At 58.5% G+C, this 26134-nt stretch carries 27 protein-coding genes; 6 read left to right on the top strand and 21 right to left on the bottom strand.

The features are described from left to right. Both ABD013_RS00880 and ABD013_RS00875 read left to right on the top strand, forming a co-directional pair. On the top strand, window positions 1-687 hold the full coding sequence (locus ABD013_RS00880) for a TIGR04283 family arsenosugar biosynthesis glycosyltransferase (RefSeq protein WP_343800849.1): 687 nt from the start codon (window positions 1-3) through the stop codon (window positions 685-687). After that, complete coding sequence (locus tag ABD013_RS00875; RefSeq protein ID WP_343800846.1) at window positions 684-1313, top strand: TIGR04282 family arsenosugar biosynthesis glycosyltransferase; 630 nt, start codon at window positions 684-686, stop codon at window positions 1311-1313. The genes ABD013_RS00880 and ABD013_RS00875 overlap by 4 nt, the downstream gene beginning before the upstream one ends. On the opposite strand, the gene ABD013_RS00870 is transcribed toward ABD013_RS00875, so the two are convergent. The 5 genes from ABD013_RS00870 to ABD013_RS00850 are packed head-to-tail and all read right to left on the bottom strand — an operon-like array spanning window position 1310 to window position 5876. Continuing rightward, complete coding sequence (locus ABD013_RS00870) at window positions 1310-2101, bottom strand: alpha/beta hydrolase family protein (RefSeq protein WP_343800843.1); 792 nt, start codon at window positions 2099-2101, stop codon at window positions 1310-1312. The genes ABD013_RS00875 and ABD013_RS00870 overlap by 4 nt on opposite strands. Beyond that, entirely contained in the window at window positions 2098-2913 is an 816-nt protein-coding gene (locus ABD013_RS00865; RefSeq protein ID WP_343800840.1) for an ABC transporter ATP-binding protein, read from the bottom strand. Before ABD013_RS00865 ends, ABD013_RS00870 begins: the two co-directional genes overlap by 4 nt. A 16-nt stretch (window positions 2914-2929) precedes the next feature. After that, a complete protein-coding gene (locus tag ABD013_RS00860) occupies window positions 2930-3955 on the bottom strand; it encodes a FecCD family ABC transporter permease (protein ID WP_343800838.1) in 1026 nt (341 codons plus the stop codon). Next, a complete protein-coding gene (locus ABD013_RS00855) occupies window positions 3952-4929 on the bottom strand; it encodes a FecCD family ABC transporter permease (protein WP_343800836.1) in 978 nt (325 codons plus the stop codon). The genes ABD013_RS00860 and ABD013_RS00855 overlap by 4 nt, the downstream gene beginning before the upstream one ends. 8 nt (window positions 4930-4937) lie before the next feature. Continuing rightward, window positions 4938-5876, bottom strand: a complete 939-nt coding sequence (locus tag ABD013_RS00850; RefSeq protein ID WP_343800833.1) for an ABC transporter substrate-binding protein — start codon at window positions 5874-5876, stop codon at window positions 4938-4940. 139 nt (window positions 5877-6015) lie between these two features. Here ABD013_RS00850 and ABD013_RS00845 point away from each other — a divergent pair, with 139 nt between their 5' ends. After that, window positions 6016-6672 carry a GntR family transcriptional regulator gene (locus ABD013_RS00845; protein WP_343800830.1) on the top strand — a complete coding sequence of 219 codons (657 nt, stop codon included), beginning with the start codon at window positions 6016-6018 and terminating at the stop codon, window positions 6670-6672. A 232-nt stretch (window positions 6673-6904) separates the two neighbouring features. Further along, window positions 6905-8983, top strand: a complete 2079-nt coding sequence (locus tag ABD013_RS00840; protein ID WP_343800827.1) for a TonB-dependent receptor family protein — start codon at window positions 6905-6907, stop codon at window positions 8981-8983. Between the two features lie 67 nt (window positions 8984-9050). On the opposite strand, the gene ABD013_RS00835 is transcribed toward ABD013_RS00840, so the two are convergent. The 4 genes from ABD013_RS00835 to ABD013_RS00820 all read right to left on the bottom strand — a co-directional run bounded on the left by ABD013_RS00835 (window position 9051) and on the right by ABD013_RS00820 (window position 11444). Then, a complete protein-coding gene (locus ABD013_RS00835; protein ID WP_343800824.1) occupies window positions 9051-9563 on the bottom strand; it encodes a M48 metallopeptidase family protein in 513 nt (170 codons plus the stop codon). Between the two features lie 23 nt (window positions 9564-9586). Beyond that, a complete protein-coding gene (locus tag ABD013_RS00830; protein WP_343800821.1) occupies window positions 9587-9892 on the bottom strand; it encodes an MTH1187 family thiamine-binding protein in 306 nt (101 codons plus the stop codon). A 197-nt stretch (window positions 9893-10089) separates the two neighbouring features. Further along, the gene (locus ABD013_RS00825) at window positions 10090-10713 is read right to left on the bottom strand and encodes a glutathione S-transferase family protein (protein WP_343800819.1); all 624 of its coding nucleotides are present in this window, start codon (window positions 10711-10713) and stop codon (window positions 10090-10092) included. A gap of 32 nt (window positions 10714-10745) precedes the next feature. Further along, a complete protein-coding gene (locus ABD013_RS00820; protein ID WP_343800816.1) occupies window positions 10746-11444 on the bottom strand; it encodes a helix-turn-helix transcriptional regulator in 699 nt (232 codons plus the stop codon). 295 nt (window positions 11445-11739) lie between these two features. Here ABD013_RS00820 and ppiC point away from each other — a divergent pair, with 295 nt between their 5' ends. Then, window positions 11740-12021 carry a peptidylprolyl isomerase PpiC gene (ppiC, locus tag ABD013_RS00815; RefSeq protein WP_343800813.1) on the top strand — a complete coding sequence of 94 codons (282 nt, stop codon included), beginning with the start codon at window positions 11740-11742 and terminating at the stop codon, window positions 12019-12021. A gap of 131 nt (window positions 12022-12152) precedes the next feature. On the opposite strand, the gene ABD013_RS00810 is transcribed toward ppiC, so the two are convergent. The 5 genes from ABD013_RS00810 to ampD form a co-directional block, all read right to left on the bottom strand. Then, window positions 12153-12806: an AraC family transcriptional regulator gene (locus ABD013_RS00810; RefSeq protein WP_343800810.1), complete on the bottom strand. Its 654-nt coding sequence runs from the start codon at window positions 12804-12806 to the stop codon at window positions 12153-12155. A gap of 106 nt (window positions 12807-12912) precedes the next feature. Further along, window positions 12913-13374, bottom strand: coding sequence for a carboxymuconolactone decarboxylase family protein (locus ABD013_RS00805; RefSeq protein ID WP_343800808.1), 462 nt, complete (start codon window positions 13372-13374; stop codon window positions 12913-12915). Window positions 13375-13551: 177 nt separating this feature from the next. Next, window positions 13552-13830, bottom strand: a complete 279-nt coding sequence (locus ABD013_RS00800; protein WP_425543373.1) for a helix-turn-helix transcriptional regulator — start codon at window positions 13828-13830, stop codon at window positions 13552-13554. 121 nt (window positions 13831-13951) lie between these two features. Beyond that, window positions 13952-15007, bottom strand: a complete 1056-nt coding sequence (locus ABD013_RS00795) for an ABC transporter ATP-binding protein (RefSeq protein WP_343800805.1) — start codon at window positions 15005-15007, stop codon at window positions 13952-13954. Window positions 15008-15066: 59 nt separating this feature from the next. Beyond that, entirely contained in the window at window positions 15067-15621 is a 555-nt protein-coding gene (ampD, locus tag ABD013_RS00790) for a 1,6-anhydro-N-acetylmuramyl-L-alanine amidase AmpD (RefSeq protein WP_343800802.1), read from the bottom strand. Window positions 15622-15708: 87 nt separating this feature from the next. Here ampD and nadC point away from each other — a divergent pair, with 87 nt between their 5' ends. After that, window positions 15709-16554 carry a carboxylating nicotinate-nucleotide diphosphorylase gene (nadC, locus tag ABD013_RS00785; protein WP_343800799.1) on the top strand — a complete coding sequence of 282 codons (846 nt, stop codon included), beginning with the start codon at window positions 15709-15711 and terminating at the stop codon, window positions 16552-16554. Window positions 16555-16662: 108 nt separating this feature from the next. On the opposite strand, the gene ABD013_RS00780 is transcribed toward nadC, so the two are convergent. The 7 genes from ABD013_RS00780 to ABD013_RS00750 form a co-directional block, all read right to left on the bottom strand. Then, entirely contained in the window at window positions 16663-17598 is a 936-nt protein-coding gene (locus ABD013_RS00780; protein WP_343800796.1) for a Nudix family hydrolase, read from the bottom strand. A gap of 20 nt (window positions 17599-17618) precedes the next feature. Then, on the bottom strand, window positions 17619-18836 hold the full coding sequence (gene argJ / locus ABD013_RS00775; protein WP_343800794.1) for a bifunctional glutamate N-acetyltransferase/amino-acid acetyltransferase ArgJ: 1218 nt from the start codon (window positions 18834-18836) through the stop codon (window positions 17619-17621). 34 nt (window positions 18837-18870) lie between these two features. Then, window positions 18871-21621 carry a preprotein translocase subunit SecA gene (secA, locus tag ABD013_RS00770; protein ID WP_343803932.1) on the bottom strand — a complete coding sequence of 917 codons (2751 nt, stop codon included), beginning with the start codon at window positions 21619-21621 and terminating at the stop codon, window positions 18871-18873. A gap of 203 nt (window positions 21622-21824) precedes the next feature. Further along, on the bottom strand, window positions 21825-22739 hold the full coding sequence (gene lpxC / locus ABD013_RS00765) for a UDP-3-O-acyl-N-acetylglucosamine deacetylase (RefSeq protein WP_343800791.1): 915 nt from the start codon (window positions 22737-22739) through the stop codon (window positions 21825-21827). A 97-nt stretch (window positions 22740-22836) separates the two neighbouring features. Further along, the gene (gene ftsZ, locus ABD013_RS00760; RefSeq protein WP_343800788.1) at window positions 22837-24015 is read right to left on the bottom strand and encodes a cell division protein FtsZ; all 1179 of its coding nucleotides are present in this window, start codon (window positions 24013-24015) and stop codon (window positions 22837-22839) included. Window positions 24016-24099: 84 nt separating this feature from the next. Then, on the bottom strand, window positions 24100-25383 hold the full coding sequence (ftsA, locus tag ABD013_RS00755) for a cell division protein FtsA (RefSeq protein WP_343800785.1): 1284 nt from the start codon (window positions 25381-25383) through the stop codon (window positions 24100-24102). Further along, on the bottom strand, window positions 25373-26131 hold the full coding sequence (locus tag ABD013_RS00750; protein WP_343800782.1) for a cell division protein FtsQ/DivIB: 759 nt from the start codon (window positions 26129-26131) through the stop codon (window positions 25373-25375). Before ABD013_RS00750 ends, ftsA begins: the two co-directional genes overlap by 11 nt. Between the last annotated feature and the right edge of the window lie 3 nt (window positions 26132-26134).

The raw sequence follows: 26134 nt of genomic DNA, 5'->3' as shown, positions 1-26134 counted from the left end.
ATGAGCACACGGTTTGAGTGGGCAATCGTCGTGCCGGTTTTGAACGAGATCGACACCCTGCCCGCATTGCTCGACCATCTGCGAACCTGGCAACAGCGCGGGGCTGAAATACTGCTGGTGGACGGCGACAGCCGGGATGGCACGGCGGCGGCGGCCCGTGCTCATGGTTTCACGGTTCTGGACGCTCCACCGGGCCGCGCCAGCCAAATGAACGCAGGCGCCCGACACAGCCAGGCGCCCAACCTGGTGTTTCTGCATGCGGATACCCGCCTGCCCAACAACGCGGATCAACTGATACAGGCCGCTCTTGCCGACTCATCCCTGTCATGGGGTCGCTTCGATGTCCGTATTGAAGGGCGCTCCCGCCTGCTGCCGGTCGTTTCCTACCTGATGAATGTGCGCTCGCGCCTGAGCGGTATTGCCACGGGTGACCAGGCCATGTTTATGACACGAGAATTGTTCGACCACGTGGGTGGCTTCCCCTCTCAGCCACTGATGGAGGATATTGAACTCAGTAAACGGCTGAAGCAGGTCAGCGCTCCGACCTGTTTACGCACCCGGGTCACAACCTCAGGGCGGCGCTGGGACCACCACGGCAGCTGGCGCACAATCTTGCTGATGTGGCAGTTGCGCTGGGCCTACTGGCGCGGCACATCGGCCCAAAAGCTGGCGGAGCGATACAGATGAAGACAACTCGTATCATTATCATCGCCAAGGAACCCCGACCGGGATTTGCCAAAACACGCTTGATACCAGCACTGGGACCGCTGGGAGCATCAGCCCTGGCAGACCGTCTATTACGCCACACGCTCGCCCAAGCGCTGGCAGCCGATATAGGCCCAGTCGAGCTATGTGTCGCCCCCGAGATGGAAGCAGAATACTGGCAGCCATGGCGCAGACAAGACCCGATTGAGCTGACACAGCAGGTTGAAGGCAACTTGGGTGTACGCATGATGAGTGCAGCGGAACGTGGTCTCCAGCACGGTCACCCGGTGATGCTGATTGGCACAGACTGCCCGGCCCTGAACGCTCATCAGCTACGCGCCATGTCAACGACACTGGCCCGGCATGATGCCTGCCTGTGTCCGGTCAGCGACGGTGGCTACGCGCTGCTGGGCTTACATCGAGCTCATGCTGACCTCTTTACAGACATCCCATGGAGCACCTCAGAGGTGGCTCGACTAACGCGAGTGCGACTTGCCCAACTCAACTGGAAGTGGGCCGAAAGCCCCGCCCTGTGGGATGTGGATGAGCCTGGGGATTTGATGAAGCTGAAGACTTTTTATCCTGAGATTGTCGCTGAAAGGTTTTAATAGTCCGCATTAGCCTGGTATTGCTCTCCACTGCCATCGGGCAACAACAACCGTGCAAAGAAACGCTGGCCCGCCGGCAGCAGCGCAAAACCGTCATGGGCTATTCCGGGGACCTCGTCCAGCTCTACTCCAATCCCCTGCTGCTCCCATGCTTCACACAGTTCCAATAATAGCGTCCGGCGAGAACGTCCCTGGTTATCGGGCATTTCAGGCTGAATGCTGTGGGTATCCTCGCAACCAACAGCCATGTGTACCCTTACGTTCCGGAGCATCTCCATGTTAGACACATCGAAGAACGGCCCGATGTTGTGCGGCAAACATATCTGACCGGGTGCATGGATGGAGACAGCTTTCAGGCGTCCGGGGTGTAGGTATGCAAACCGATGCGCAAACTGTGCGCCTCCTGAGAAACCATAAAGATAGAACTCCCGCGCAGTCCGATATTCAGCAGCAACTTCTTCAATAATTGACAGCAGTACCTGATCATAGCGATAGCCAAGCGGAGGCTGAAGCTTGTAGCCATCCGGCTCGTCAGCGCTGACCGCACCTCGCGGAAACAGGGGCGCCAGCACCACACAGCCATGCTCTTCGGCAAACTCGATAAAGGCATCCCGAAACCCTTCGGCCGTACGCCCCGAGCCATGTACAACAACCAGCAGTGGAGCCTCTGCCTGCCTCTGCTCCAGATGGCAACTCGGCACATACAGACAATATGAAAAACGGGGATCAGCCTGACAGGCCGTAAACGGGATGCGCCCCCGCTGGTAACGTTTTTGCAGTTCCCTCACACAGCATCCTTCATCCATTCCGGTGCCCGACACCGGTTCATTGATCCCTTTGCCAGACAATAGGGCTTACCATCGGCACGGATTTCCACGTCGGCATCAACATTGAATACGCTTGCCAGCATCTCGGTTTCGATGACCTCTTTTGGAGCCCCCGCTGCCAACAGAGTCCCCTGCTGCATGACCAGTACATGGTCAGCAAACTGTGCCGCCTGGTTAAGGTCATGCAGAGACATCACAACGGTCAGTTTCTGCTCACGATTGAGTTTGGCCAACAACTCCAAGACCTCAAGCTGATGCCCCCAGTCGAGAAAGGTAGTGGGCTCGTCAAGCAACAGGATGTTTGCCTGCTGTGCGATTGCCATGGCGATCCAGACCCGTTGCTGCTGGCCGCCGGACAAGGCCTGTACCGGCTTTTCCGCGTAACCGGCGACGCCCGTTTGCTCCATCGCCCAGGCCACGACCGCCCTGTCCTCCCGGCTGGCACCGCGCATGAGCCCCTGATAGGGAAAGCGCCCGTACTCGACCAGCTCACGCACCCGAATGCCTTCGGGAGCCACCGGCTTTTGCGGCAACATGGCAACTTCAAACGCCAACTCCCGACGCGGCCAGCTTTCCAGTGAGCGACCATTCAGCTCAATACCACCACGGGTTGGCCTGAGCAGGCCGGCCAGACCTTTCAGCAGCGTACTCTTGCCGCAGCCATTGGGACCGATCAGAGCCGTCACCTGCTGCATGGGAACCTCTACGCTCAGGTTCTCGATAATGGTGCTGCCGTCATACCCCAGCTGCACCTGTTCCGCGTTCAGGCTCATTTCATTCCCCATAACATCAAGGCTGCTGTTTCAGCAGATACAGAAAGGCGGGCACACCGATCAGGGCACAGAGCACGCCCACGGGCAGTTCGAAAGGTACCACCAGAGTACGCCCAGCCAGATCAGCCACAAGCACCAGTAAGGCGCCCAGCAACGCCGAAATGCCCAGCTGATGGAGCAGCGCTCCGGGTACCAGCCAGCGCGCCATATGCGGCACCACCAGTCCAACGAATCCAATCGGACCGGCCACTGCAACGGCACTGGCCGCCAGCAGCGTGGCCACCAGTAAAACCAGCAGACGCCAGCGCCCCAGATTAACCCCCAGGCTCAGTACCTGCTCATCATTCAGGCGCAGCACGCCCAAGGGTTTAACGATCAAAGCGGCCCCGGTCAGCCCGAGCAGAGTCCAAGGCAGAATCACCCATATATAGTGCCATTCACGCCCGTGCAGACTGCCTGCCAGCCAGGCCACCAGGGTTTCAGTATGGGCCTGTCCCCAAAGTGCCAACCCCCCCGTCATCAGTGCATTGAGCACGGCAGCACATACAACACCGGTCAGAATCAGCCTGAGCGGGGTCAATCGGCCCGCCCCGCTCAGTCGATATACCCCGGCTGCAGCCAACACACCGCCAGCCAAGGCTCCCAGAGGCAGCCAGGCCAGCAGTTGCTCACCTTGCAAATAGAGACTGGCCCCAGCCGGCAGCATCGCACCCGCAACCACCAGCAGCACCGCCGCCAGGCTTGCGCCCGCAGAGATCCCCAGAATCCCGGGGTCTGCCAGGGGGTTGCGGCTAAGCGCCTGCAATATGAAGCCCGAAAGCGCAAAGTGCAGCCCGACAACGGCGGCCAGCAACGCTCTGGGCAAGCGTAAATCCCAGACCACCCGTTGGCCATGCTCACTCCCGGTGCCTGTCAGCGCTGCGAAAACCTGCTCAGGACTGAGTGAAGCGGCTCCGAGACAGAGGCTCAGCAGCAAACTCAACCCAATAACCAGAGGCAACAAGATCCAGCAGGCCAGGGGCGCAATCCCGATTCTGTTCATCCAACCCTCCCGAAATCCTTGCGCATCAGCAGGATCAGCCAAGGGCCACCCAAAAGCGCTGTCACTACACCCAGCGGAATTTCCTGTACTGCCACCGGCAAGCGTGCCAACACATCAGCCGAGAGCAACAGCAGCGCACCCAGCACAGCATTCAGCGGCAGCCAGCCAAGGGACTGTTCAGAAAGCAGCTGCCGCGTAATATGGGGTACAACCAAACCAATAAAGCCGACCGGCCCGGCTACTGTTACCGCACCGGCCGTCATCCCCACCGCCAGCAACATGAACACCAGTCGCCAGCGAGATACCGATACGCCCAGACTGCGCCCCATGGCATCATCCAGCAGTAACACCCGGAACCGCCGGGCCAAAGCCACGACCAGCAACAGGGGCGGTGCAATCCAGATGATGACCTGCTCAAGCTGCTCCCAGCCACGACCGCTGATACCACCGGCAAGCCAGAAGAAAAGCTCGCCCGCCTCGGCCCCCGAGAACACCAGCAAGCCGGTCATCACAGCGACACACACCGCACTTATAGCCACACCGGCCAACACCACACGAACCGGCATCAATCCGTTTTTCCAGGCCAGTACAAACGTCAGCCCTCCTGCCAGCGCACCACCCGCAATCCCGGCCAGCGGAAACCAGGCCGCATCCACCGATGCCAGTGTACTCAGGATCACCACCAGGCATGCGGCTCCGGCAACGACGCCGGTCAGATCAGGCGCTGCCAGCGGATTTCGTGTCACGCCCTGCATGATGCCACCGGCCGTCGCCAGCGCAGCGCCCACCAGCAGCGCCAGCAGGGTACGTGGCAGACGCAGCTCCCAGAACAGGATCCCCTGCACCGGCTCTCCAGCGCCCTGGGCGAGCCGCCAAAGATCCACAGGGGTAAAGACCTGAGCACCAGTCATCAAGGACAAGGCTATCAGCAGCAGACAAAGCGCAGCTGTCGCGGCAATTGGTTTGATAATCACGGACAGGCCTAACGATAAGGCTTGCTGCGCAGCGAGACGGGCACGTCAGGCATGGCAAAAAGATCGGGGTAGAGCCTGTGTGCCATCTCCTGCACTACCAGTGAGCGGGCGACCGGACCCGCCGCTTCCTTCCAGTGCTGTCCTACTTCGTACACCTGCCCCTGACGAACGGCTTTCAGATAGGGCCAGATCGGGTTGTGGGTGAAGGCACGCTGCTTGTTGGACGCGAACAGAAAAATCACATCGGGGTCCTGCTTCAGCAGGTCTTCAAGGCGCATGCGGTACCCCAAAGGCAAGCCCTGTTCGGGATTGACCAACTTGCCCCCCACATTTGTAACATTCAGCCAGCTGAGCAGCTCAGCCGTCAGAAAATGATCGTAGTAGATGAAAGGTACTTCTCCCCCGGTCACCAGCAGAGCGGCTGAAATCCCGCCGGGTGCTTGCTCGCGGTAGCGTTCCAGCTGCTGCTGGAACTGACGATTCATCTCTTCGGCATCCTCTGTCCGGCCCACCAGCTTACCGGCAATGGATACCGCCCGGATGCTATCATTCAGCGTTACAAGGTTAAGTGCGGCATAGGGCGCGATCTCGGCAAAACGACTGGCATCCTTTTCGGTATAACGACGAATGGCCAGCACCAGATCCGGGCCTGCTTCCGACAGCAGCTCCATATTGACCTGTGAGCGACTGCCAATAACGGGAACGCCATCCAGCCTGTCACCAAGATAATCCGGCTGGGCAAAAGGACCAAAGCGAGTAATGGCAGCCGGTTTAATACCGAGCGCCAATAGCAGGTCGGCACCAAAAGTTGAAATGCTGGCGACCCGCTCAGCAGACCGGGTCAACTGAACCTGCTCGCCACGGTCGTCTGTTACCGTAATGGCCGCCGCCACCAGCGGCACAGCCGCCAGACATATCAGCAGCCTGCGGAGTAGCCTTATCGCCATTAAGAAAACCTAATCAGAATCATTCACATTAAGGTGGCGCATTATGGCATAATTGGCGCCAAAATCGATCTTTTTTCGATACCCTCATCACCGGTATCAAAACATGGACAGGATTCAGTCATCACTGACAGGGATACATATGAGCAGCAAAGGTAAATCGATTTCCGACCAGGCATCCCGGGCCCTGGTCAGCAAACTCAAGCAGGCCATCGGCTCGGGCCATTACCGTCCGGGTGAGTGGCTTAAACAGATTGATGTAGAGGAAACCTACAACGTCAACCGCTTCACCGTACGCGCGGCGCTGAGCGAGCTGCATAGCAGTGGTTTCCTGCAGCATGTGCCCTACAAGGGCTACAGAGTCATCGAACATTCCCTGCAGGAACGCATGGCCATTACCGAAGCGCGCGAACTCATCGAGTGTGCGATCGCGGCCAAAGTGATGCTCAACATGGACGAGACAGGCCTGAATCAACTGACCGCCTTCGCTCAGGCCTTCCGCAACGCCGTTCAAAACCAGGACCAGACCCGCATGATGGAGCTTAACTTCGCTTTCCATCGCTGCTTCAACGAATACTGCCGCAACCCTCACCTGTCCCGTATGGTCGATGAGATGCGTGAGCGCGGTGTCGGCAGCGCCGACCGTGGCTGGACCAAACGCAGTACGCAAGAGGCCAGTGCGCAGGACCACCTGGATATGGTCGAGGCGCTGAGAGAGAAAAACCTGATTCGGCTGCAGGCGCTAATTCACACCCATCTCAACCGCTGGCGTGAAAGTTATACCGAACTGAACGCCTGATTGCTGCGACTGATTTCCTGCCCGGCCAGCGCCACCCTCACGCAAATATAGAATACGAAGACCAAGTGATAATTATTATCATTATGTTGTAATGGCGCCAATATGCTTTTATGATCCCGCCCACATCGTATCGAGTACCCGCTGCAGGACAGGCTTCTCCCTCACTCAAACAGCCTAAACCGCGCCCAACGACTCGATGCTTGTGTCTTAACCAATTCGGGAACGCAGTTTGATGAGCACAAAGAGCACGTCACCAAAACACCCTTTTGCCCGCAAGGCCCTGTACTGCAGCTGCCTGCTGGCCAGCTTCTCTGTAATGGCCCAGGCCGAGACCACTCAGGACACTCTGGTGATTACCGGTGACTGGCTGGGTAACGCCAGCGAGGAGGAGATCAGGGTCTACCCCGGTTCACGCAATCTGATTACCGAAGCAGAACTGCATGAGCGCGGTGCACTCAACCTGGAAGATGCCTTGCGCGGCACGCCCGGCCTGCAGATTCTGGATGAAACTGGCACCGGTATTCTGCCCAATATCGGTGTACGCGGCATGAACCCGTTGCGCAGTGAGCGTGTTCAGTTCCTGGTGGACGGCTACCCCATCGCCATCGGTCCGTACACCAACGTGGGCGTCTCCCTGTTTCCGGTCACCTTTCCCAGCATTCAGAGCATCGATGTGGTGCGCGGCGGCGCCGCCGTTCATTATGGCCCCAACAACCTGGGCGGTGTGATCAACCTGCACACGCGGGCTATTCCCAATGAGCTGTCGCAGACCATCCGTGAACAGGTTGTCATCAGTGAAGAAACCGGCAACCTGATGAATGACTTCTATTACCGTGTCGGTGGCGCGGTCAATGAGCAGCTGGCCCTGCAGCTGCAGGTCAACATGCAAAACGGTGAAGGCGCTCGCAAAAACTCTGACACCGACGTGAGCAACGTGATTCTGGACGCACGCTACACCCCCAACCTTGAGCACGAAATAGCCGCCCAACTGCAGTACTACGATGTCGATGCCAGCCTGCCAGGCGCTCTTAGCCCCGCAGCCTACGAAGACGACCTCACCCAATCCCAGCGCCCGTTTGACGGCTATAACGCTGACATGCTGCGCGGCACCGTCACCTGGACCTATACACCAAACGACGATGTCGAGTTCCAGTGGCGCAACTTTGCCCACGACGCCGATCGCACGTTCTATTTCGGCCAGCGCCTGGGCACCGGTGACCACTGGGCCGACCCGGCCCTGCCATCAACTCATCTGGCAGACTCGCCAAGACTGTTCACTGTCTACGGCACCGAGCCGCGACTGACACTGCGTCAGGACAACCATACGATCACCCTGGGTGCACGCTATATTCGTGAGGAAGTAGAGTTCGACGTCAATCGACTTGAGTTCGCATCTGACAACTATTCCAATGTGCGCGACTGGCACTTTGAGACTGACGCCTGGGCCGCTTATGCCAGCGACACCATCAGTCTGATGAACGGTCGTCTGGATGTAACACCCGGTATCCGTTATGAAAACGTGAAAACCGACTACAACGATGGCATTTCGGGTGCAGTCGACGAGAACAGTGTCAGCAAGTGGTTGCCGGGCCTGACCATCGGTTATCAGGCCACCAACGATCTTTTCGTCTACACCAACGCCCAACGCTCGCTGGTGCCGGTACAAACCGCTCAGGTGACCAAGCCCGGCGAAGTGGGCAACGAGTTGGCCTGGAACTACGAACTGGGCGCTCGCCTGCAAGCCACACCTGATCTGTCTGCCGGCGCGACGCTCTTCCTGATCGATCACGAAGACCTGATTCAGTACGACAAGCCCAGCAACACCTACATCAACCTGGGCGAAGCCCGCTCTCAGGGCGTCGAGCTGAGCAGCGACTGGCAAGCCAGCAACCGGCTCAAACTGGGCCTCAGCTACACCTACCTGGATACCGAGCAACGCAGTGGCGACAATATCGGCAATGACTTGCCAAACGCTCCGCATCATCATTGGGGGGCCAACGTGGTTTATCAGCACAACCAGTGGCAAGGCAGCCTGACCGGTACCTATGTCAGCAGCAGCTTCAGCGATGCCGCCAACACCGAAACGGAAACAGCCAATGGCAGTGCTGGCAAACTGCCAAGCTACACGCTGATCAACGCCCGCGTTGCACGAGACTTCAACCTGGGTAGCGACAAGCAGCTTCAGCTGGCCCTTTCAGCCAACAACCTGCTGGATGAGGACTACTACTTCCGTGGTGCCGATGTAAGCCCGGTGGGCCGCCTGCCCGGCCCGGGTCGTGCATTCATCCTGAGTGCCCAACTGGATTTCTAATCCGGTTTGAGACAACGCCTTCAGCCGGGCTCCTGCTCTTTGTGGCCCGGCTTTCTCCCCTCGCCTTTCACCACAGATCGCCAAAGCGATCGCGATGACACAGGTACAGGCGCAGCTCAAACTCCAGCTGGTGGTAATCCGGCTCCATATAGCAGCAGAGCTTGTAGAACGCCTTGTCGTGCTCCTTCTCACGCAGATGCGCCAGCTCATGCACCAGAATCATGCGCAGGAACGGCTCCGGTACCTTGCGGAACAGGGAGGAGATCCTAATCTCGTTTTTCGATTTCAGCTTCTTGCCTTGAACCCGTGACGCATAGGTATGCAACCCCAGCGCATTGTTGATGATGTGGATCTTGTCGTCATAGATCACCTTGCTGATCGGCGACGAGCTGCGCATGAACCGGTTCTTGATGCCCTGGGCGTATTCATACAGGGCCTTTTCCGAGGCCAATTCATGCGCCTGAGGGTGCTTCTTCAGCAGCCAGGCAGCGGATTTTTCGTTATCCAGCAATGCCTGCGCCTGCTGCTGAACCTGAGGGCTGTAGCAGCTGAGGTAGTTGGATTTTTTGGGCTTGCTCATGGCGTCATCATTCACCGTACCGCTCAATCCGCGGCCAGCTTGTCGGTCACACTCTGAATTTTATCCTGAATGCTCTGCTCCCGGTCCGTCCGGGTGCCCAGGCGCATGGACGAGCTGATACGCGAAGCTCCCATCTCGTGTACCACCTCGTGACAGCGCTTCACCGCTGCCATGACCTCATCCCAGTCACCCTCTATGTTGGTACCGTAGGCATGCATCTGATGCTCAAGACCGGCTTCTTCAAGCACCCGCTGACAGGCCGTGACATACTCGGATACCGAAACGCCAACGCCGATAGGGATGACACAGAGATCAATCATGACTTTCATATGCGCTCCGATTTGAAAGTTTTGGGAGTGTTATGGCGTCTATGTTACCTCTCTCCCTGACCGACAGTAAAAGGCGCCTGTGGTCAGGAAACGGTACTGAGCAAGCACTGAAGAGCTGGAATGGACAGTACTGCCCACCAGGCCTGCGCCGGGAACCGGGCCACCGAGACAGTGGCCCGGGAGCGCTAAGCTATTGCCTAGACGCCCTGTGCCATCAGCCCCTGAATCATGGCATCGGCCCGCTTCTTGGCGGGACGCTCCAGTAACGGGGCGACATAGGCTTCAAATTCCGGTTTTCGCGGAATAAGGTTGAAGTCCATCCCGAGGTTGAGCAGCGAAGCTACATAGACATCCGCCGCACTGAACCGGTCACCGGCCACATAGGATCGTCCGGCCAACCAGCCCGCCAAAGTGTCGAAGGTCATCTCGAATGTGCCATAGCCAATACTACGCTGCAGGTCGGCAGTATCGGCTTTCCAACCAGCGGCATTATCGAACATTGCAGGCTCTCCGCAGGCCGCCGCGAAGAACAGCCATCGATAATACTCGCCCCGGTTTTCCAGTGCCGGGGCAAGGCCTGCCTGCGGGAATGCATCGGCCAGATAGGCACAGATAGCCGCAGCCTCGGTCACAACCACATCACCATGCTGGATAGCGGGCACCTTTCCCATTGGGTTGATGCCCAGGTATTCAGGCGTTTTCATGGTAGTGTCGTACTCCAAGACCCGGACCGAATACGGCTGGCCGATTTCCTCTAGCATCCAGTGCACAATGGCCCCACGGGATTGGGGGTTGGTATAGAAAATCAATTCCTTGGTCATGCGTTTCTCCTTTCACTTGGTGTATGGAGACTTTAATGCCCGCCACTGTCAGTTTCTGTCAGTAGTGTTTTCCGCCACTCCTTCATCATCTGGAAACGACGTTTGGGTGTCTTCTCGGAAAGTACCTGGGCCTCCAGAATACGGTCTATACGGAAGTGGCGGTAGTCATTGCGCAGTTCACACCAGGCCGCCAGGACCTGGACCGAATCAAAGAAACCGACGGTCACCGGCCAGACCACGCGATCGGTCCTTGCCCCGCTCTGGTCCGTATAGTGGAGGGAAAGCTTGCGTTCCTCGTTGAGGGCTTGACGAATCAACGGCAGATCCTCACGCTGCGGTGGCCTCCTGCAGGGAACAATCACCAGAGCATCGTCATCGAAGCGCTGACGCAGTTCCGGTGGTAATACGGCTTCAAGTTTAGCCATGGCGTCCCGCGCCGCCTGCCCCATGGGTCCATCAGTACGCTCCCCGGCCCATTTCAGCCCCAGCGCCAGGGCCTCAATCTCCTCGGGCGAGAACATCAGCGGCGGCAACAGAAAGCCCGGCTTCAACGCATAGCCCAGCCCGGGCTCACCATCGATCTCCGCCCCCATCGACTGGAGCGTAGCGATATCACGGTAGAGCGTACGCAGGGAAATCCCGGTTTCCTCTGCCAATACGGCGCCTCTCACCGGCCGACGGTGGCGGCGGAGGATCTGCAGGATGTCTAAAAGACGTTCGGTACGGGACATAAGGCTCGGCTACAGGAGTGGTAATGTACGCTTGGCGATTGTGCCCCACCCCGTTCACCAGTAAAAGCGAGTCCTGCACATCCACCTTTTCTCAGTGCACCCACTAACTGATGGGATTGGGGAACATCTTCTAAACGCTCGGTTTTATCGAAAGACTCTTCAACCAAGCAACTGGCTTCAGCAAGATGATTCAGAGTGATTTACTCAGCGATGGTATCCCGTTCCTGCTGTACTTGTTCTGACCAGCTTAGGATAGAATAACGGCCTATTTCCGACCTGATCAGCGAGACACGATATGGCGACAGCATCCGCAGTGCACATACTGGTAAAGACAGAGAAAGAAGCACTGGAGATTCTTGACCAGTTGAAGCGCGGCAAAAAGTTCGATGCCCTGGCCAAGCGCCATTCCATCTGCCCGTCCGGTAAGCGAGGCGGCGACCTGGGTGAGTTTCGCCGCGGCGATATGGTAAAAGCCTTCGATGACGTGGTGTTCAAGCGCCCCCTGTACAAGGTACACGGGCCGATTAAAACCCGCTTTGGCTATCACCTGATCAAGACGCTGTACCGAAATCCCTAAGCCCAGCCTTCCCTCATATCCCAGGGTTAACAGCGCCTGCGACTATAGCTGAACGTCCGGGTACCCCTAGCCGCCCCCGATTGGTTCCATAGGCATGCAACAGATGCGCAAGCCCCCTCTTCCAGCACCCGTCACACCTGCCGTGGGGTGATACGGGCAATCGTGCGGAACTCCCGGGTCATATGGGCCTGATCACTGAACCCAAATGCATAAGCGACATCAGCCAAGTTGGCGTTTTTATGCCCCCGCAGAAAACAGATCGCCTGTTTTATCCTCAAGATACGCTGATAGTGTTTGGGCGTCATACCCAGCCAGGAGCGGAAATGACGCTCGATCTGGCGCTGGCTCAGCGGTGCGCTTTCGCTCAGTTGGCCAGGCGAGTCACCCTGCTCGATCGATTCAAGCGCTGTTTCAAGGCAGTCTGGAATCACATTGGTAAAGTCCAGGTTATGGTGTGCCCACTGAGAAAGGGCTTCAACCTGACGCGTGTTATCCTGCGTCATCAGTTGCAGCTCCGTGAACATTTTATAGAGATGGTACAGTTGATCATCTGCCGGCAATAACAACGTCGGCTTATCGTAGTGCCGCCCTAAAACACCGTAGCCAATCGCCGGATGAAAACGAATACCGGCCAGCCGTGCCCCCGGAGACATGACAATCTTCTCTGCCATTTTTTTCACCGGCAGCATGATCACACCTTCCGGCAGGGCGGCATCCCCCATGGTGACCTCGCCACATAGATTGAACAGAATGCCACTGCCGGCATCGGCATAAAGCGGCTTCACGAGGGGGGCGGGCTGCAGAACAGAAGCCGACCATACCCCCTGCACCAATGCGGACAGTGGACCTGAAGGCTGGAACAGTAAAAAACTGAACGCCTGTTGAATGGGTTTATCGCGGTTTATAACTGCCGACCTCTGGTTTGAACGCCTTGACGATTCGGTTCCAGCTATTGATGGCATTGACGGCAATGGTCAAATCCACCACGGCTTGCTCACCTAGTGACTGAACGGCCTCCTGGTGACGAATATCGTCCACCCGTTGCCCCGTCGTCAAATGCTCCCCCCACTCCAGAGCCGCCCGTTCAGTCCCGGAGTACATCGGCATGTCACGCCATGCACTCAAGCCAATGATACGTTCCGGGGTTTCTCCCTGACTCATCAGCTCCTTGCTATGCATATCAACACAGAAGGCGCACTGGTTGATCTGCGATACTCTTAGCTTGACCAGCTCCCAGGTGCGCTTCGTGACAGTGTCTGAAGCCGCAAACTGCTCAGCCAGATAGTCTTCCTGGCTCATCAGAATATGAATCGCCTTAGGTGCCAGCTCGAAGTAATTTGTGCGTAGTGCCATGTTGTGTCTCCTCATAGATTGAGTATGAGAAGGTAGCGAATGCCTGAGGATGGATATTGAATGTTTTCGACATAAGCGCTATTCCATCTGCCCACCCGGCAAGCGCGATGGCGAGATTCCTGACATCGATCCTCCCCCAAGGGCAACAACGCTGTAGTGTCGTTCAGATCATCGGCTTCAAACACTTTCCTCAGGGCAGCTTCTCTCCCGCACCATGATCCGCAGTGCCACGCCTGCCGCTGCGGTGCGATTTTCCACTCCCAGTGCCGGATACACCTGCTCCAGGTGCTTGTTGACTGTTCTCGGGCTCATACCGAGGATTTTGCCAATCTCCTGGTTGGTCTTGCCATTGGCGATCCAGTAGAGCACCTCGGCGGCACTGGCCGTAATCCCGAGCTGGGTTTGGAGCAGTGCAGGGCCGGTTATGAAGATCCCCGGGGCATGAACCAAAAGCATGCAGGCGAGCGTGAGCCGGCACTCAATACACTGCTGGAGTAGAAAGCACCCAGAAATTAGCCCTATATCAGGGCATTTAACAGGAATTAGGCAGGCTCCGTGCCAGAACCTGCTATCAGGATCAGCGGGTCGGGCAGGAGGAAAAAATGATCGGTCGGTGGGCGGTCACATGAACACTCAGGCGCTCGCCCTCGGGGTAGCGGTGCAGCCCCTGCTCCAGTACTTCGACTTCACGCCCTGAGCCTAGCCGGACGCGATAAAGTGTCTGACTCCCCTGGAATTCGGATCCGACAATTTCACCCGGTACTCCACCGTCGTGACTCAGGTAAAGGTCACCCGGTCGCAGGAACAGCTGAACATCACAGCCACCGTCAACGCCCAGCGGTTCGGCAAACTCCAGCAGCCCCAGTTCGGTCTCTACCGCCATGACTTCGTTCACCTTGCCGCCGAACAGCTCGCCCTTGCCGACGAACGCGGCCACTTCCGGGGTCGCTGGCTGGTAATACAGCTGCTCGGGCGTGCCCCACTGCTGTACCTTGCCGGCAGAGAGGATGCCGATCTTGTCACTGATGGTGAAGGCTTCCTGCTGGTCGTGGGTCACCATGATGGCGGCGATGCCACGCTGCTTGAGAATATCGCGCACTTCCTGCGACAACTGGCGGCGCAGATCGGTATCCAGGTTGGAGAAGGGTTCGTCCATCAGCAGCAGACGGGGATCGGGCGCCAGCGCGCGTGCCAGCGCCACACGCTGCTGCTGACCACCAGAGAGTTCATGCGGGTAGCGGGTACTCAAGTCGGGCAGCTCGACCAGGTCCAGTACTTCCTGAATCCGCTTGCGCTTTTCGACACGTCCCAGACCGCTGAGACCAAAGGCGATGTTGTCGGCAATGCTCAGGTGCGGAAAGAGCGCATAGTCCTGAAACACCATGCCCATGCCGCGCTTTTCCGGCGGCACCACCTGATCAGGACTGCTGATCACCTGCTCACCCAGTCGTACCTGTCCCGCCAGAGGACTGATAAAACCGGCAATCGCTCTGAGTACCGTGGTCTTGCCACAGCCACTGGGCCCCAGCAGGCAGGCGATCTCGCCCTGCTCCATCGACAGAGCAACGCCATCCAGCACTGTCTGCGATTGGTATGCACATTTGAGACCTTCAATACTGAGCAAAGCGGCCATGCTGTCCTCGGAACGCAAGAAAATCGGGGTCGATATAATAATTGAAAACCATTCTCAAATCATCCAAGCGCATCAATAAAACGCGCCCAGTCGAACGCCGGACCGGGATCGGTCTTGCGACCCGGGGCGATATCGCTGTGACCAGTGATCCGATCGCGGGTCAGGCCCGGGTAGGCCTGTAGCAGTGCTTGGGTAACCGCGACCAGTGCCTGGTACTGCGCATCGGTATAAGGCACTTCGTCGGTCCCTTCCAGCTCGATACCGATGGAGAAGTCATTGCAGGCTTCGCGTCCCTGGAAACAGGACTTGCCCGCATGCCAGGCCCGGCGATCAAAAGGCACAAACTGGGTCATCTGGCCGTCACGCTCAATCAGTAGATGCGCGGATACTTCCAGCCCCTCGATCTCTTTAAAGAAAGGGTGCCCGTTCGGATCCAGACGATTGGTAAACAGTTCGGCAATATGACCACCTCCGAACTGCCCGGGAGGCAGACTGATATTGTGAATCACCAGCAGCGAAATCTCGCCCTCTGGACGCTCGTTGCAATTGGGCGAAGCGAGGCGTCGCGTGCCCTCGATACAGTGGTCAATGATGGTCAAGCGCGTCTGGTCCAAAGGGTGTACTCCGACAGCATACTCAGGCTGCCCTATTTCCGGTAAAATGCGCGCTCCATAGTACATCATAGGGACAGGCCCGCCACCATGCTGACGCTGACCGAGCTCAAACCGATCATTGAAGAGAATGTTCGCACCGCCCTCAAAGAGGATGTAGGCAACGGCGATATCACCGCTGAGCTGATTCCGGCCAGCGACCAGAAAAAGGCCCGGGTGATCTCGCGCCAGACCGCTGTCGTGTGCGGCCAGGCCTGGGTGGACGAAGTCTTCCGCCAGGTGGACCCAAGCGTCAAGATTGAATGGCTGGTCAAGGATGGCGAGCTGGTAGAGCGAGATCAGGTACTCTTCCGCCTGGAAGGTTCGGCTCGCTCCCTGCTTACCGGTGAGCGTGCGGCACTGAACTTCCTGCAAACACTGTCCGGCACTGCGACCGTCAGCCACGAATATGCCCAGCGTGTCGCCGACACACCGGTTACCCTGCTGGATACCCGCAAGACCATTCCCGGCCTGCGCATGGGGCAGAAATACGCGGTCAGCTGTGGCGGCTGCTCCAACCACCGCATCGGTCTCTACGATGCTTTCCTGATCAAGGAAAACCACATCATGGCCTGTGGTGGTATCGAGCAGGCGATCGAAACCGCACGCCAGAATCACCCTGGCAAGCCGGTTGAAATCGAGGTAGAAACCGAAGAGCAGCTGGAACGCGCACTGATGGCCGGAGCCGATATCGTCATGCTGGACAACTTCAGTCCGGAGCGGATGGTCGCCGCTGTGGCCCAGACGGCCGGTCGCGCCAAGCTGGAAGCTTCCGGAAACATCACCGACGAAACCCTGCTCGACTATGCCAACACCGGCGTCGATTACATCTCCATCGGTGCGCTGACCAAGCACTGCCGTGCGGTGGATCTGTCGATGCGCATCATCGAAGACTAAGTAGAAGACTTGAAACAAAAAAACGGCACCTCGGATGAGTGTGCCGTTTTTTATGCCTGCGACTAAAAAGCCGATAACCAACTGGCTCGTTGCCGTAATGCCTGTGTTTTACCACCAGGCCGAGATGGCCGCTATTCCCTGTGCTCCATGTTTTCGCGCCCTGGCCAAATCATCTTCACCCAATCCGCCGAGGGCATAGACCGGCAGGGTAGATTCCGCGACCAGTTCGGCAAACTGCGCCCAGCCCAGCACCGGCTCCCCCGGATGGGATGAGGTCGCCTGCACCGGTGACAGGGTAATGAAGTCGATGCCCTTCTCTTCCGCCATACGGATCTGCTCGGCGTTGTGACAGGACGCACTGAGCCAGCGGCCGCTGAACTCGCTGCGGCAAGCCAGCGCCTGCAGGCGCTCAGAGGTCAGGTGCAGATGCTCGGCAGCGAGCGTATTGGCCTGTTCGACCGAGGTATTCACACCCAGCAAGGCGCCCTTCTGTTCGCACAGTGGCAGCAGTGATCGGTAGAGGTCGGCAAACTCATCCTCGGAGAGTGCCTTGGCCCTCAGCATCACCTGACTTACCCCCTGCTCCAGAGCCCCCCGCAGGCACCCCGCGTACTCCTCTGGCGAAGCAGCAGAGCCGGTGATCAGCAAGCGCTCAGGCAATCGGGCCGCCGCCACTATCGGCGTATTGGCCGCCGGGAAGGTGTAGTCATCGAGCTCTTCCGGCGCAACCCAGCAGACCGGCTGGCCTTCGGCACCATGCGCCTCACCGTCAAAGCCGTCCACCTCCCAGACATCCAGCAGCACCGATTTATCGGGATAGTGATGGGGAATCAGGATCAGTGGACGGGCGGAGGTGACGCGGATACCCAGCTCTTCGTGCAGCTCGCGCGCCAGCGCATCGGCAACCGGCTCACCGGGCTCTACCTTGCCCCCGGGAAACTCCCAGAGGCCACCCTGGTGCTTATCGTCAGGACGACGGGCGATCAGAATACAACCGCGGCGGTCACGAATGACGGCCGCGGCAACGTGGATCAGTTTGGACATATCAGTTTGGGCAGGTCAGATCAGCTGCGGTAGTCCGCGTTGATGCTGACGTAGTCGTGGGACAGGTCGGTGGTCCAGACGCGCTCGATCACCTGACCGCGGTTCAGAACCACACGGATCAGGATCTCTTCGCCGTCCATCACCGCCTGACCGGCTTCCTCGGTGTAGCTGGCCGCGCGGCCGCCGTTCTCGACGATGCAGACATCGTTGAGGTAGATCTGCAGCGCATCCAGGTCCAGGTTGTCGATACCGGCACGACCGACACAGGCCAGGATACGGCCCCAGTTGGGATCGCTGGCGAACAGCGCGGTCTTGACCAGCGGCGAGTGCGCGATGGTGTAGGCCACATCCAGCGCTTCCTGGCTGGTACCGGCGGATTCGACACAGACTTCGACGAACTTGGTCGCACCCTCACCGTCACGGACGATGGCCTGCGCCAGATCCAGCATGACCCGCTCCAGCGCTTCGGTGAACAGCGCCGCCAGCTCGTAGTCGGAGCCGTCGATACGCACGCCGCTGGCACCGGTGGCCACCAGCATGCAGGAATCGTTGGTCGAGGTATCGCCGTCAACCGTGATGCGGTTGAAGGAACGGTCTGCGACTTTGCTCATCCACTGCTGCAGCAGTGCCTGCGGCACTTCGGCATCGGTCGCCACATAGCCCAGCATGGTGGCCATGTTGGGCATGATCATGCCGGAACCCTTGGAGATACCGGTCAGGGTGATGGTCTTGCCCTGGTATTCGATCTGCTCGCTTGCAGCCTTGGGACGGGTGTCGGTGGTCATGATGCCCCATGCCGCCTGTTCCCAGTTGTTCTCGGACAGGTCGGCTTTGGCATCTTCCAGCACGCTGACGATCTTGCTCACCGGCAGCGGCTCACCGATAACACCAGTGGAGAACGGCAGCACCGCTTCGACCGGCACCTCGCAGCGCTCGGCCACGGCCTGGCAGCAGGTCATCGCATCGGTCATGCCCTGATCGCCGGTACCGGCGTTGGCATTGCCGGTGTTGACCAGCAGGTAACGCGCCGGTGACACTGCCAGGTGCTGCTTGCAGATACGTACCGGAGCGGCACAGAAGGCGTTCAGGGTGAACACACCCGCGACGGAGCTGCCTTCGGCCATCTCCATCAGCACCACATCACGTCGGCCCGGTTTCTTGATCCCCGCCGATGCAATACCGAGACGAAACCCGTTTACCGGATGTAATTGAGGCAAAGTAGCCGGACCAACTGCCATGATGCTGTTTCCTTAAATCGTTATCGGACGTTGATTAACTGAGTTTACCGTGACACTGCTTGTACTTCTTGCCGGAGCCGCACGGACAGGGGTCGTTACGGCCCACCTTCGGCGTATCACGCTTGAACGGCTCGGGGTTTTCGCCCTGGTCGTTCTGCTCGGCACCAGCCTGCCCGTCTTCGCCCATGCTGTTGCTCTGGGCATGTTCGAAGTTCATCTGCTGGCGCTCGGCCTGAGCACGACGTTCCTCTTCCATACGCTCAACCTCTTCCGGCTGGCGTACCTGAACGTGACTCAGGATACGAACCACATCTCGCTTGATGTTCTCCAGCAGGTCCTGGAACAGGGCAAAGGCTTCACGCTTGTATTCCTGTTTCGGGTTCTTCTGCGCGTAGCCACGCAGATGAATACCCTGGCGCAGCAGGTCCATGGTCTGCAGGTGCTCTTTCCACAGCGTGTCCAGAACCTGCAGCATCACCTGCTTCTCGAACATGCGCAGGGTTTCGGCACCTACCGCATTTTCTTTCGCCTGGTAAGCCGCCAGGATCTCGCCGCGGATCTTCTCGCGCAAGCTCTCCTCGTGCAGAGAGTCGTCCTCATCCAGCCACTGCTGAACCGGCAGCTTGAGCGCGAACTCGCTTTCCAGTGCCTTTTCCAGCGCCGGCACATCCCACATCTCTTCCAGGCTCTGCGGCGGGATATGTTCGCTGATACTGGTGTCGATCACCTCGTCACGGACCGATGCAATGGTCTCGGAGATATCGTTCGACGCCATCACCTCGTTACGCTGATCATAGATCACGCTACGCTGGTCGTTGGCTACATCATCATATTCCAGCAGCGACTTACGGATATCGAAGTTACGGCCTTCCACCTTGCGCTGAGCTTTCTCGATGGCGTTGGTCACCATCTTATGCTCGATCGCCTCACCCTTCTCCATGCCCAGCGCCTGCATGAACGAACGTACGCGCTCGGAGGCGAAGATACGCATCAGGTCATCTTCCAGTGACAGGAAGAAGCGGGAAGAGCCCGGGTCGCCCTGACGGCCGGCACGGCCACGCAGCTGGTTGTCGATACGGCGGGATTCATGGCGCTCGGTACCGATGATGTGCAGACCACCGGCTTCCAGCACCTGCTCGTGACGCTGACGCCACTCTTCACGGGCCTGGTCAACCTGAGCTTCACCCGCGTCTTCACCCAGCGCAGCGATTTCGGCTTCCAGCTTGCCGCCCAGCATGATGTCGGTACCACGACCGGCCATGTTGGTGGCGATGGTCACCGCACCCGGACGACCGGCTTCGGCGATGATATCGGCTTCGCGACCGTGGTTCTTGGCGTTGAGCGTGTTGTGCGGAATCTTCTCCTTGTTCAGCAACGCAGAGAGCAGTTCCGAAGATTCTACTGACGCCGTACCGACCAGTACCGGACGGTTGTGCTCACGGCAGTAGCGGATCTCCTTGACGATCGCCTGGTACTTTTCTTCCATGGTGAGGAAGACGATGTCGTTGTAGTCCTTACGCTGTACCGGGCGGTTGGTCGGAATCACCACCACGTCCAGACCGTAGATCTGACGCAGTTCGTACGCTTCGGTATCGGCCGTACCGGTCATGCCGGACAGTTTTTCATACAGGCGGAAGTAGTTCTGGAAAGTCGTGGACGCCAGCGTCTGGCTTTCCATCTGGATCTGTACACCTTCCTTCGCTTCCACCGCCTGGTGCAGACCTTCGGACCAGCGACGGCCCGGCATGATACGACCGGTGTGCTCGTCAACGATGACGATCTGGCCATTCTGGACAATGTAGTCCTTGTCACGCTGGAACAGGTAGTGCGCACGCAGACCCGCCAGCACATGGTGCAGCAGGTTCAGGTTCTGCGGTGCATAGAGGCTTTCGCCCCCCTGCAGCATGCCGTGCTCGATCAGCAGGTCCTCGACCAGCTGATGGCCTGCTTCGGTCAGTTCAACACTGCGGTTCTTTTCATCAACGACAAAGTGCTCGTCGATGACCTGAGTGGTGTCCTTGGGATCGATCTCGCCGTGGAACTGCTGCAGGCTGGGAATGAGCTGATTGATCTTGTGATAGGTCGCCGAGCTGTCTTCGGCCGGACCCGAGATGATCAGCGGCGTACGCGCTTCATCGATCAGGATGGAGTCCACCTCGTCGACCACGGCAAAGTGGAAATCGCGCTGCACCTTGTCAGTGATGCTGAACGCCATGTTATCGCGCAGGTAGTCGAAGCCGAACTCGTTGTTGGTACCGTAAGTAATGTCGGAAGCATAAGCCGCACGCTTGGACTCGGGGTCCTGGCCAGAGAACACCACACCAACACTCAGTCCAAGAGATTCATACAACGGACGCATCCACTCGGCGTCACGCTGAGCCAGGTAGTCGTTCACGGTGACTACATGGACGCCCTTGGCCGGCAGCGCATTGAGGTACACGGCCAGCGTCGCCACAAGGGTTTTACCCTCACCGGTCTTCATCTCGGAGACCTTGCCATCGTTCAGCACCATGCCGCCGATCAGCTGGACATCAAAGTGGCGCATGCCCATGACACGCTTGGAGGCTTCACGGACCGCGGCAAAGGCTTCGGGCAGCAGCTTGTCCAGCGCCTCGCCCTGCTCAAGCCGTTCACGGAAAGCAACCGTCTGTCCCTTGAGGTCAGCATCGGAAAGCGCTTCGAAGCCCGCTTCCAGCTCATTGATCTGCTTGACGACCTTACCCAGTCGCTTCAGCTCACGATCGTTTTTACTTCCCAGTATCTTCTTGAACAGTGACAGCATAATTCGACTTTTAACCGGTTGAATGCAAAGACCTGCTTCTGCGCTGCAGCGTTCTTTGCCAGAAAAATGGATACGACATTCTACCTGTATTGGGGCAGATAATTGAATGTCAATGGTGAGGAATTTTGATCTGCCTCGACCACCGCCTTACCGATGGCCCAGAAACGCAAAAGCCGGCTTTGGCAAGCCGGCTTTCGAAGAAGGGATCAACCCGCCGCGACAGGGCGGTGGTAGGAAATGGGCACGGGAGTGTCCTGATCCTCATAGGTGACGGTTTCCCAGGCACCTTCGGTCGCCAGCAGTTTGCGCAGCAACAGGTTGTTCAGGTAATGACCCGACTTGTGGCCATAGAATTCGCCAATCAGGCTCTTGCCCAGCAGGTAGAGATCGCCGATCGCATCCAGCACCTTGTGCTTGACGAACTCGTCTTCGTAACGCAGACCGTCTTCATTCAGGATCTTGAAGTCATCGACCACGATGGCGTTTTCGAAGCTGCCACCCAGCACCAGATTCTGTGAGCGAAGGTACTCGATATCACGCATGAAACCAAAGGTACGCGCGCGGCTCACTTCCTTGACGAAAGAGGTGCTGGAGAAGTCCAGTACCGCTTCCATGTTGCGGTTGGCGAACGCCGGGTGATCGAACTCGATGCAGAAACCGACCTTGAAGCCGTTGAACGGCTTGAAGGTCGCCGTCTTGCCTTCGTGGCTGACGGTGACTTCCTGCTTTATGCGGATGAATTCCTTCGGCGCATTCTGTTCTTCGATACCGGCAGACTGAATCAGGAACACGAACGGCGCAGCGCTGCCGTCCATGATCGGGACTTCTTCTGCGCTCAGCTCGACGTAGGCATTGTCGATACCCAGACCCGCCAGGGCGGACAGCAGGTGTTCAACGGTAGCGACACGAACGCCATCACGCGCCAGATTGGTCGACAGAGTAGTGTCGGCAACATTGTCGGCACGGGCCTCGATCTCGAAGACAGGATCCAGGTCCACTCGACGGAACACGATACCGGTATCAACCGGTGCCGGTTTCAGCGTCAAGTACACCTTCTGGCCCGTGTGAAGACCGACGCCGGTGGCCTTGATGCTGTTTTTGAGTGTGCGCTGTTTGATCATCCGCTATGCCAACCTGAATTTACAAAAATATCTTGAAATTTTAACAAACCCGACGCCAATTATTCAATCGGCGCACGCCCATTGGGCTGACTATTTTTTAGTCAGCCTGGCGACGCAGAAAGGTCGGGATGTCGAGACTGCCATAGTCGTCGCGCTGGCCTGACTGGTCGGCGGCTTCCGGCTTCGGCTTATCCACCAGCGCTTCCTCACGCTGACGACGCAGAATGGTCGGCAACTCAATCTCGTCCAGGTTCAGGGAGCCATCAGGCTTGCGGCTGTTACTGCTGTTGCCCTGTACGACGGTCATTTCCGGCTCACGGGTACGGTCCAGGCCGGTGGCCACAACGGTCACTTTCAGCTCGTCACCCAGAGTCGGATCGATCACGGTACCGACCACAATGGTCGCGTCTTCGTCAGCGTACTGCTCGACGATGTTACCCACCTCGGTGAACTCACCCAGGCTGAGGTCTTCACCGGCCGCAATATTGACCAGAATGCCGCTGGCACCACGCAAGTCGATATCTTCCAGCAGCGGGCTGCGGATCGCGGCTTCGGCCGCCTCTTCGGCACGGCTGTCGCCACGGGCGATCGCGGTTCCCATCATCGCCATGCCCATTTCGGACATCACGGTGCGCACGTCGGCAAAGTCGACGTTGATCATACCCGGACGGGTAATCAGGTCGGCAATACCCTGTACCGCGCCCTTGAGTACGTCGTTGGCAGCGCTGAAGGCGTTGACCAGGCTGCAGTTCTTGCCCAGCACCTGCATCAGTTTCTCGTTCGGGATGATGATCAGCGAGTCCACCGCATCGCGCAGCTCGGCGATACCGGCTTCAGCGATCTTCATGCGCTTGCGACCTTCGAAGGGGAAGGGACGGGTCACCACGGCGACGGTCAGAATGCCCAGCTCACGGGCCACCTCGGCCACGATCGGCGCGGCACCAGTGCCGGTACCGCCACCCATGCCCGCAGTGATGAACACCATATCAGCACCGGTCAGGGTTTCGGCGATCCGCTCGCGATCTTCCAGCGCTGCCTGACGACCAATTTCCGGATTGGCACCGGCACCCAGGCCCTTGGTCAGCTCACCACCGATATGCAGCGCCGTACGAGCGGCATTGCGGCTCAACGCCTGAGCGTCGGTATTGGCGCAGATAAACTCCACACCTTCGACTTCGGTATCCACCATGTACTGTACGGCGTTGCCACCGCCACCACCAACACCAATCACCTTGATCAGCGCGCTCTGCGTTACGCTTTCGACCAGTTCAAACATCTTCCCCTCCTGTCCGGACGCCTGTTACTACCTTCCGGCCTTTCCGGCATTAACTTGAAAATTGAGTACGTAAAAAACGAATACTTAAAAGTTGCCCTGCAACCAGGACTTGAACCGCTTCAGATAGTCACCCATTCCCGGCCGTGGCTCACGCTCCACAACCGGTACCAGCTCCTGAGCCGACTCCGCCGCAATCGGGGCCATGGGTACTTCATGGTCCTGTCGAGCGTAGTGCAGCAAGCCGATGCTGGTCGCATAGATCGGGTTCCCCAGCTGGGCCTCCATGCCTCGAATGCCTTGCGGCTTGGCCAGCCGAACCGGCATATGGAAGATCTCTTCCGCCAGCTCAACTGCACCCTCCATTTTGGAGGTACCGCCGGTCAACACGATGCCCGCGGCCACCAGATCCTCGAAACCACTGCGGCGCAGTTCAGCCTGCACCAGGGTAAACAGTTCCTCGTAACGCGGCTCGACCACTTCAGCCAATGCCTGTCGCGACAGATCCCGTGCCGGTCGGTCCCCCACACTGGGCACCTTGATCATCTCGTCCGCCTGCGCCAGCTGCGCCAGCGCACAGGCATACTTGATCTTGATCTGCTCGGCATGCTGCGTCGGCGTACGCAACGCCATGGCAATATCGTTGGTCACCTGGTCGCCAGCGATCGGAATTACCGCCGTGTGACGAATGGAGCCAGCGGTGAAGACGGCAATATCGGTGGTGCCGCCACCGATATCAACAATGCACACACCCAGGTCCTTTTCGTCATCGGTCAGCACCGAGTAGCTGGATGCCAGCTGCTCCAGCACCACTGCGTCGACTTCAAGGCCGCAGCGGCGAATGCATTTCTCGATGTTCTGGATCGCGTTGATCGCACCGGTTACCAGGTGCACTTTGGCCTCGAGACGGACACCCGACATGCCGAGAGGTTCCTTGATCCCCTCCTGGTTGTCGATCAGATACTCCTGCGGCAGGATGTGCAGGATCTTCTGGTCCGCCGGGATCGCCACCGCACGCGCCGCGTCGATCACACGCTCCAGATCGTAGTCGGAGACCTCACGATCCCGCACCGCCACGATGCCGTGGGAGTTGAGGCTGCTGATATGGCTGCCGGCGATACCGACGGTCACGCCATGCACCTTGCAGCCCGCCATCAATTCGGCCTCTTCCACTGCCCGCTGAATCGAGCTCACGGTGGATTCGATATTGACCACGACCCCGCGCTTCAAACCACGCGACGGGTGGGAGCCCACACCGACAATCTCGATCGTGCCCTGGGGTGTCACTTCACCGACCAGGCAGACCACTTTCGAGGTGCCAATATCGAGCGCAACAATCATGTTGCCTGCCATGTCACCCTTAACCTGCATTATTATTTCCTGCTCCTGCGCGCCAACTCACGGCCACGCCATTGGTATAGCGAATATCAACCTGTTCTATCTGCTCCGCCCGGCCTGCCAGACTCTGCTGATAGATGCGAATAAATCGTTTCAGTCGCGGCACCAGCTCCTCGCGCCCCGCGATCACTCGAATGCCATTGTCCAGTTCCAGCGTCCAGGCCCCGCGTGACTCCAGCATCAGTCCGGTCAGGCGCAGCCCTGCGGCAGAGAACATCCGGTTCAGGTCATGGTACTGCTGCATGATCCTGACCGTTTCATGCGCCGGGCCGGTTAACTTCGGCAGCGCCGCATATTCGGGTTTCAGCTCAGGCCAGAAAATATCGCCCTGGTGATTGAGCAAGCCCTTGTCTCCCCAGCGCGCGACCGGCACCTCTTCTTCCAACTGGACTTCCACCGCCGGTGGCCACTGCCGACGCACACTGGCACTGTGTACCCAGGGCTCCTGTACCAGTCGCTCCTGTACCGCCTTTAGATCCAGCTGCAGCAGCGGTCGATCCAGCCCTGCCGCCAGGGTCTGCGCCAACGCGTTCTTGTCCAGATGGCGGGTTGCGCCTCCCACTCGCACCTCGGCGACCGGCTGATTGAGCCAGTGCCAGAGCTCGCGCAGCAGGGAGCTGCCCACCCCTACAAATACCACCAGCAGAGTCAGGATGACCACGGCCCGCCAATGGCGGTCCAGGCCGTTACCTGCAGTTTCCTGAATCTCTGCCTGTGTCATGCG

Source organism: Marinobacterium maritimum (genome assembly GCF_039523155.1).
In the GTDB taxonomy this organism is placed as follows: domain Bacteria; phylum Pseudomonadota; class Gammaproteobacteria; order Pseudomonadales; family Balneatricaceae; genus Marinobacterium; species Marinobacterium maritimum.
This window is presented reverse-complemented; position numbering and strand designations above follow the sequence as displayed.

Bases quoted from the DNA above. Each gene is read 5' to 3' on its own strand.
- ABD013_RS00880 (WP_343800849.1), top strand. From the start codon at position 1: ATGAGCACACGGTTTGAGTGGGCAATCGTCGTGCCGGTTTTGAACGAG.
- ABD013_RS00875 (WP_343800846.1), top strand. From the start codon at position 684: ATGAAGACAACTCGTATCATTATCATCGCCAAGGAACCCCGACCGGGA.
- ABD013_RS00865 (WP_343800840.1), bottom strand. From the start codon at position 2,913: ATGAGCCTGAACGCGGAACAGGTGCAGCTGGGGTATGACGGCAGCACC.
- ABD013_RS00860 (WP_343800838.1), bottom strand. From the start codon at position 3,955: ATGAACAGAATCGGGATTGCGCCCCTGGCCTGCTGGATCTTGTTGCCT.
- ABD013_RS00850 (WP_343800833.1), bottom strand. From the start codon at position 5,876: ATGGCGATAAGGCTACTCCGCAGGCTGCTGATATGTCTGGCGGCTGTG.
- ABD013_RS00845 (WP_343800830.1), top strand. From the start codon at position 6,016: ATGAGCAGCAAAGGTAAATCGATTTCCGACCAGGCATCCCGGGCCCTG.
- ABD013_RS00840 (WP_343800827.1), top strand. From the start codon at position 6,905: ATGAGCACAAAGAGCACGTCACCAAAACACCCTTTTGCCCGCAAGGCC.
- ABD013_RS00835 (WP_343800824.1), bottom strand. From the start codon at position 9,563: ATGAGCAAGCCCAAAAAATCCAACTACCTCAGCTGCTACAGCCCTCAG.
- ABD013_RS00830 (WP_343800821.1), bottom strand. From the start codon at position 9,892: ATGAAAGTCATGATTGATCTCTGTGTCATCCCTATCGGCGTTGGCGTT.
- ABD013_RS00825 (WP_343800819.1), bottom strand. From the start codon at position 10,713: ATGACCAAGGAATTGATTTTCTATACCAACCCCCAATCCCGTGGGGCC.
- ABD013_RS00820 (WP_343800816.1), bottom strand. From the start codon at position 11,444: ATGTCCCGTACCGAACGTCTTTTAGACATCCTGCAGATCCTCCGCCGC.
- ppiC (WP_343800813.1), top strand. From the start codon at position 11,740: ATGGCGACAGCATCCGCAGTGCACATACTGGTAAAGACAGAGAAAGAA.
- ABD013_RS00805 (WP_343800808.1), bottom strand. From the start codon at position 13,374: ATGGCACTACGCACAAATTACTTCGAGCTGGCACCTAAGGCGATTCAT.
- ABD013_RS00800 (WP_425543373.1), bottom strand. From the start codon at position 13,830: ATGCTTTTGGTTCATGCCCCGGGGATCTTCATAACCGGCCCTGCACTG.
- ABD013_RS00795 (WP_343800805.1), bottom strand. From the start codon at position 15,007: ATGGCCGCTTTGCTCAGTATTGAAGGTCTCAAATGTGCATACCAATCG.
- nadC (WP_343800799.1), top strand. From the start codon at position 15,709: ATGCTGACGCTGACCGAGCTCAAACCGATCATTGAAGAGAATGTTCGC.
- ABD013_RS00780 (WP_343800796.1), bottom strand. From the start codon at position 17,598: ATGTCCAAACTGATCCACGTTGCCGCGGCCGTCATTCGTGACCGCCGC.
- argJ (WP_343800794.1), bottom strand. From the start codon at position 18,836: ATGGCAGTTGGTCCGGCTACTTTGCCTCAATTACATCCGGTAAACGGG.
- lpxC (WP_343800791.1), bottom strand. From the start codon at position 22,739: ATGATCAAACAGCGCACACTCAAAAACAGCATCAAGGCCACCGGCGTC.
- ftsZ (WP_343800788.1), bottom strand. From the start codon at position 24,015: ATGTTTGAACTGGTCGAAAGCGTAACGCAGAGCGCGCTGATCAAGGTG.
- ftsA (WP_343800785.1), bottom strand. From the start codon at position 25,383: ATGCAGGTTAAGGGTGACATGGCAGGCAACATGATTGTTGCGCTCGAT.
- ABD013_RS00750 (WP_343800782.1), bottom strand. From the start codon at position 26,131: ATGACACAGGCAGAGATTCAGGAAACTGCAGGTAACGGCCTGGACCGC.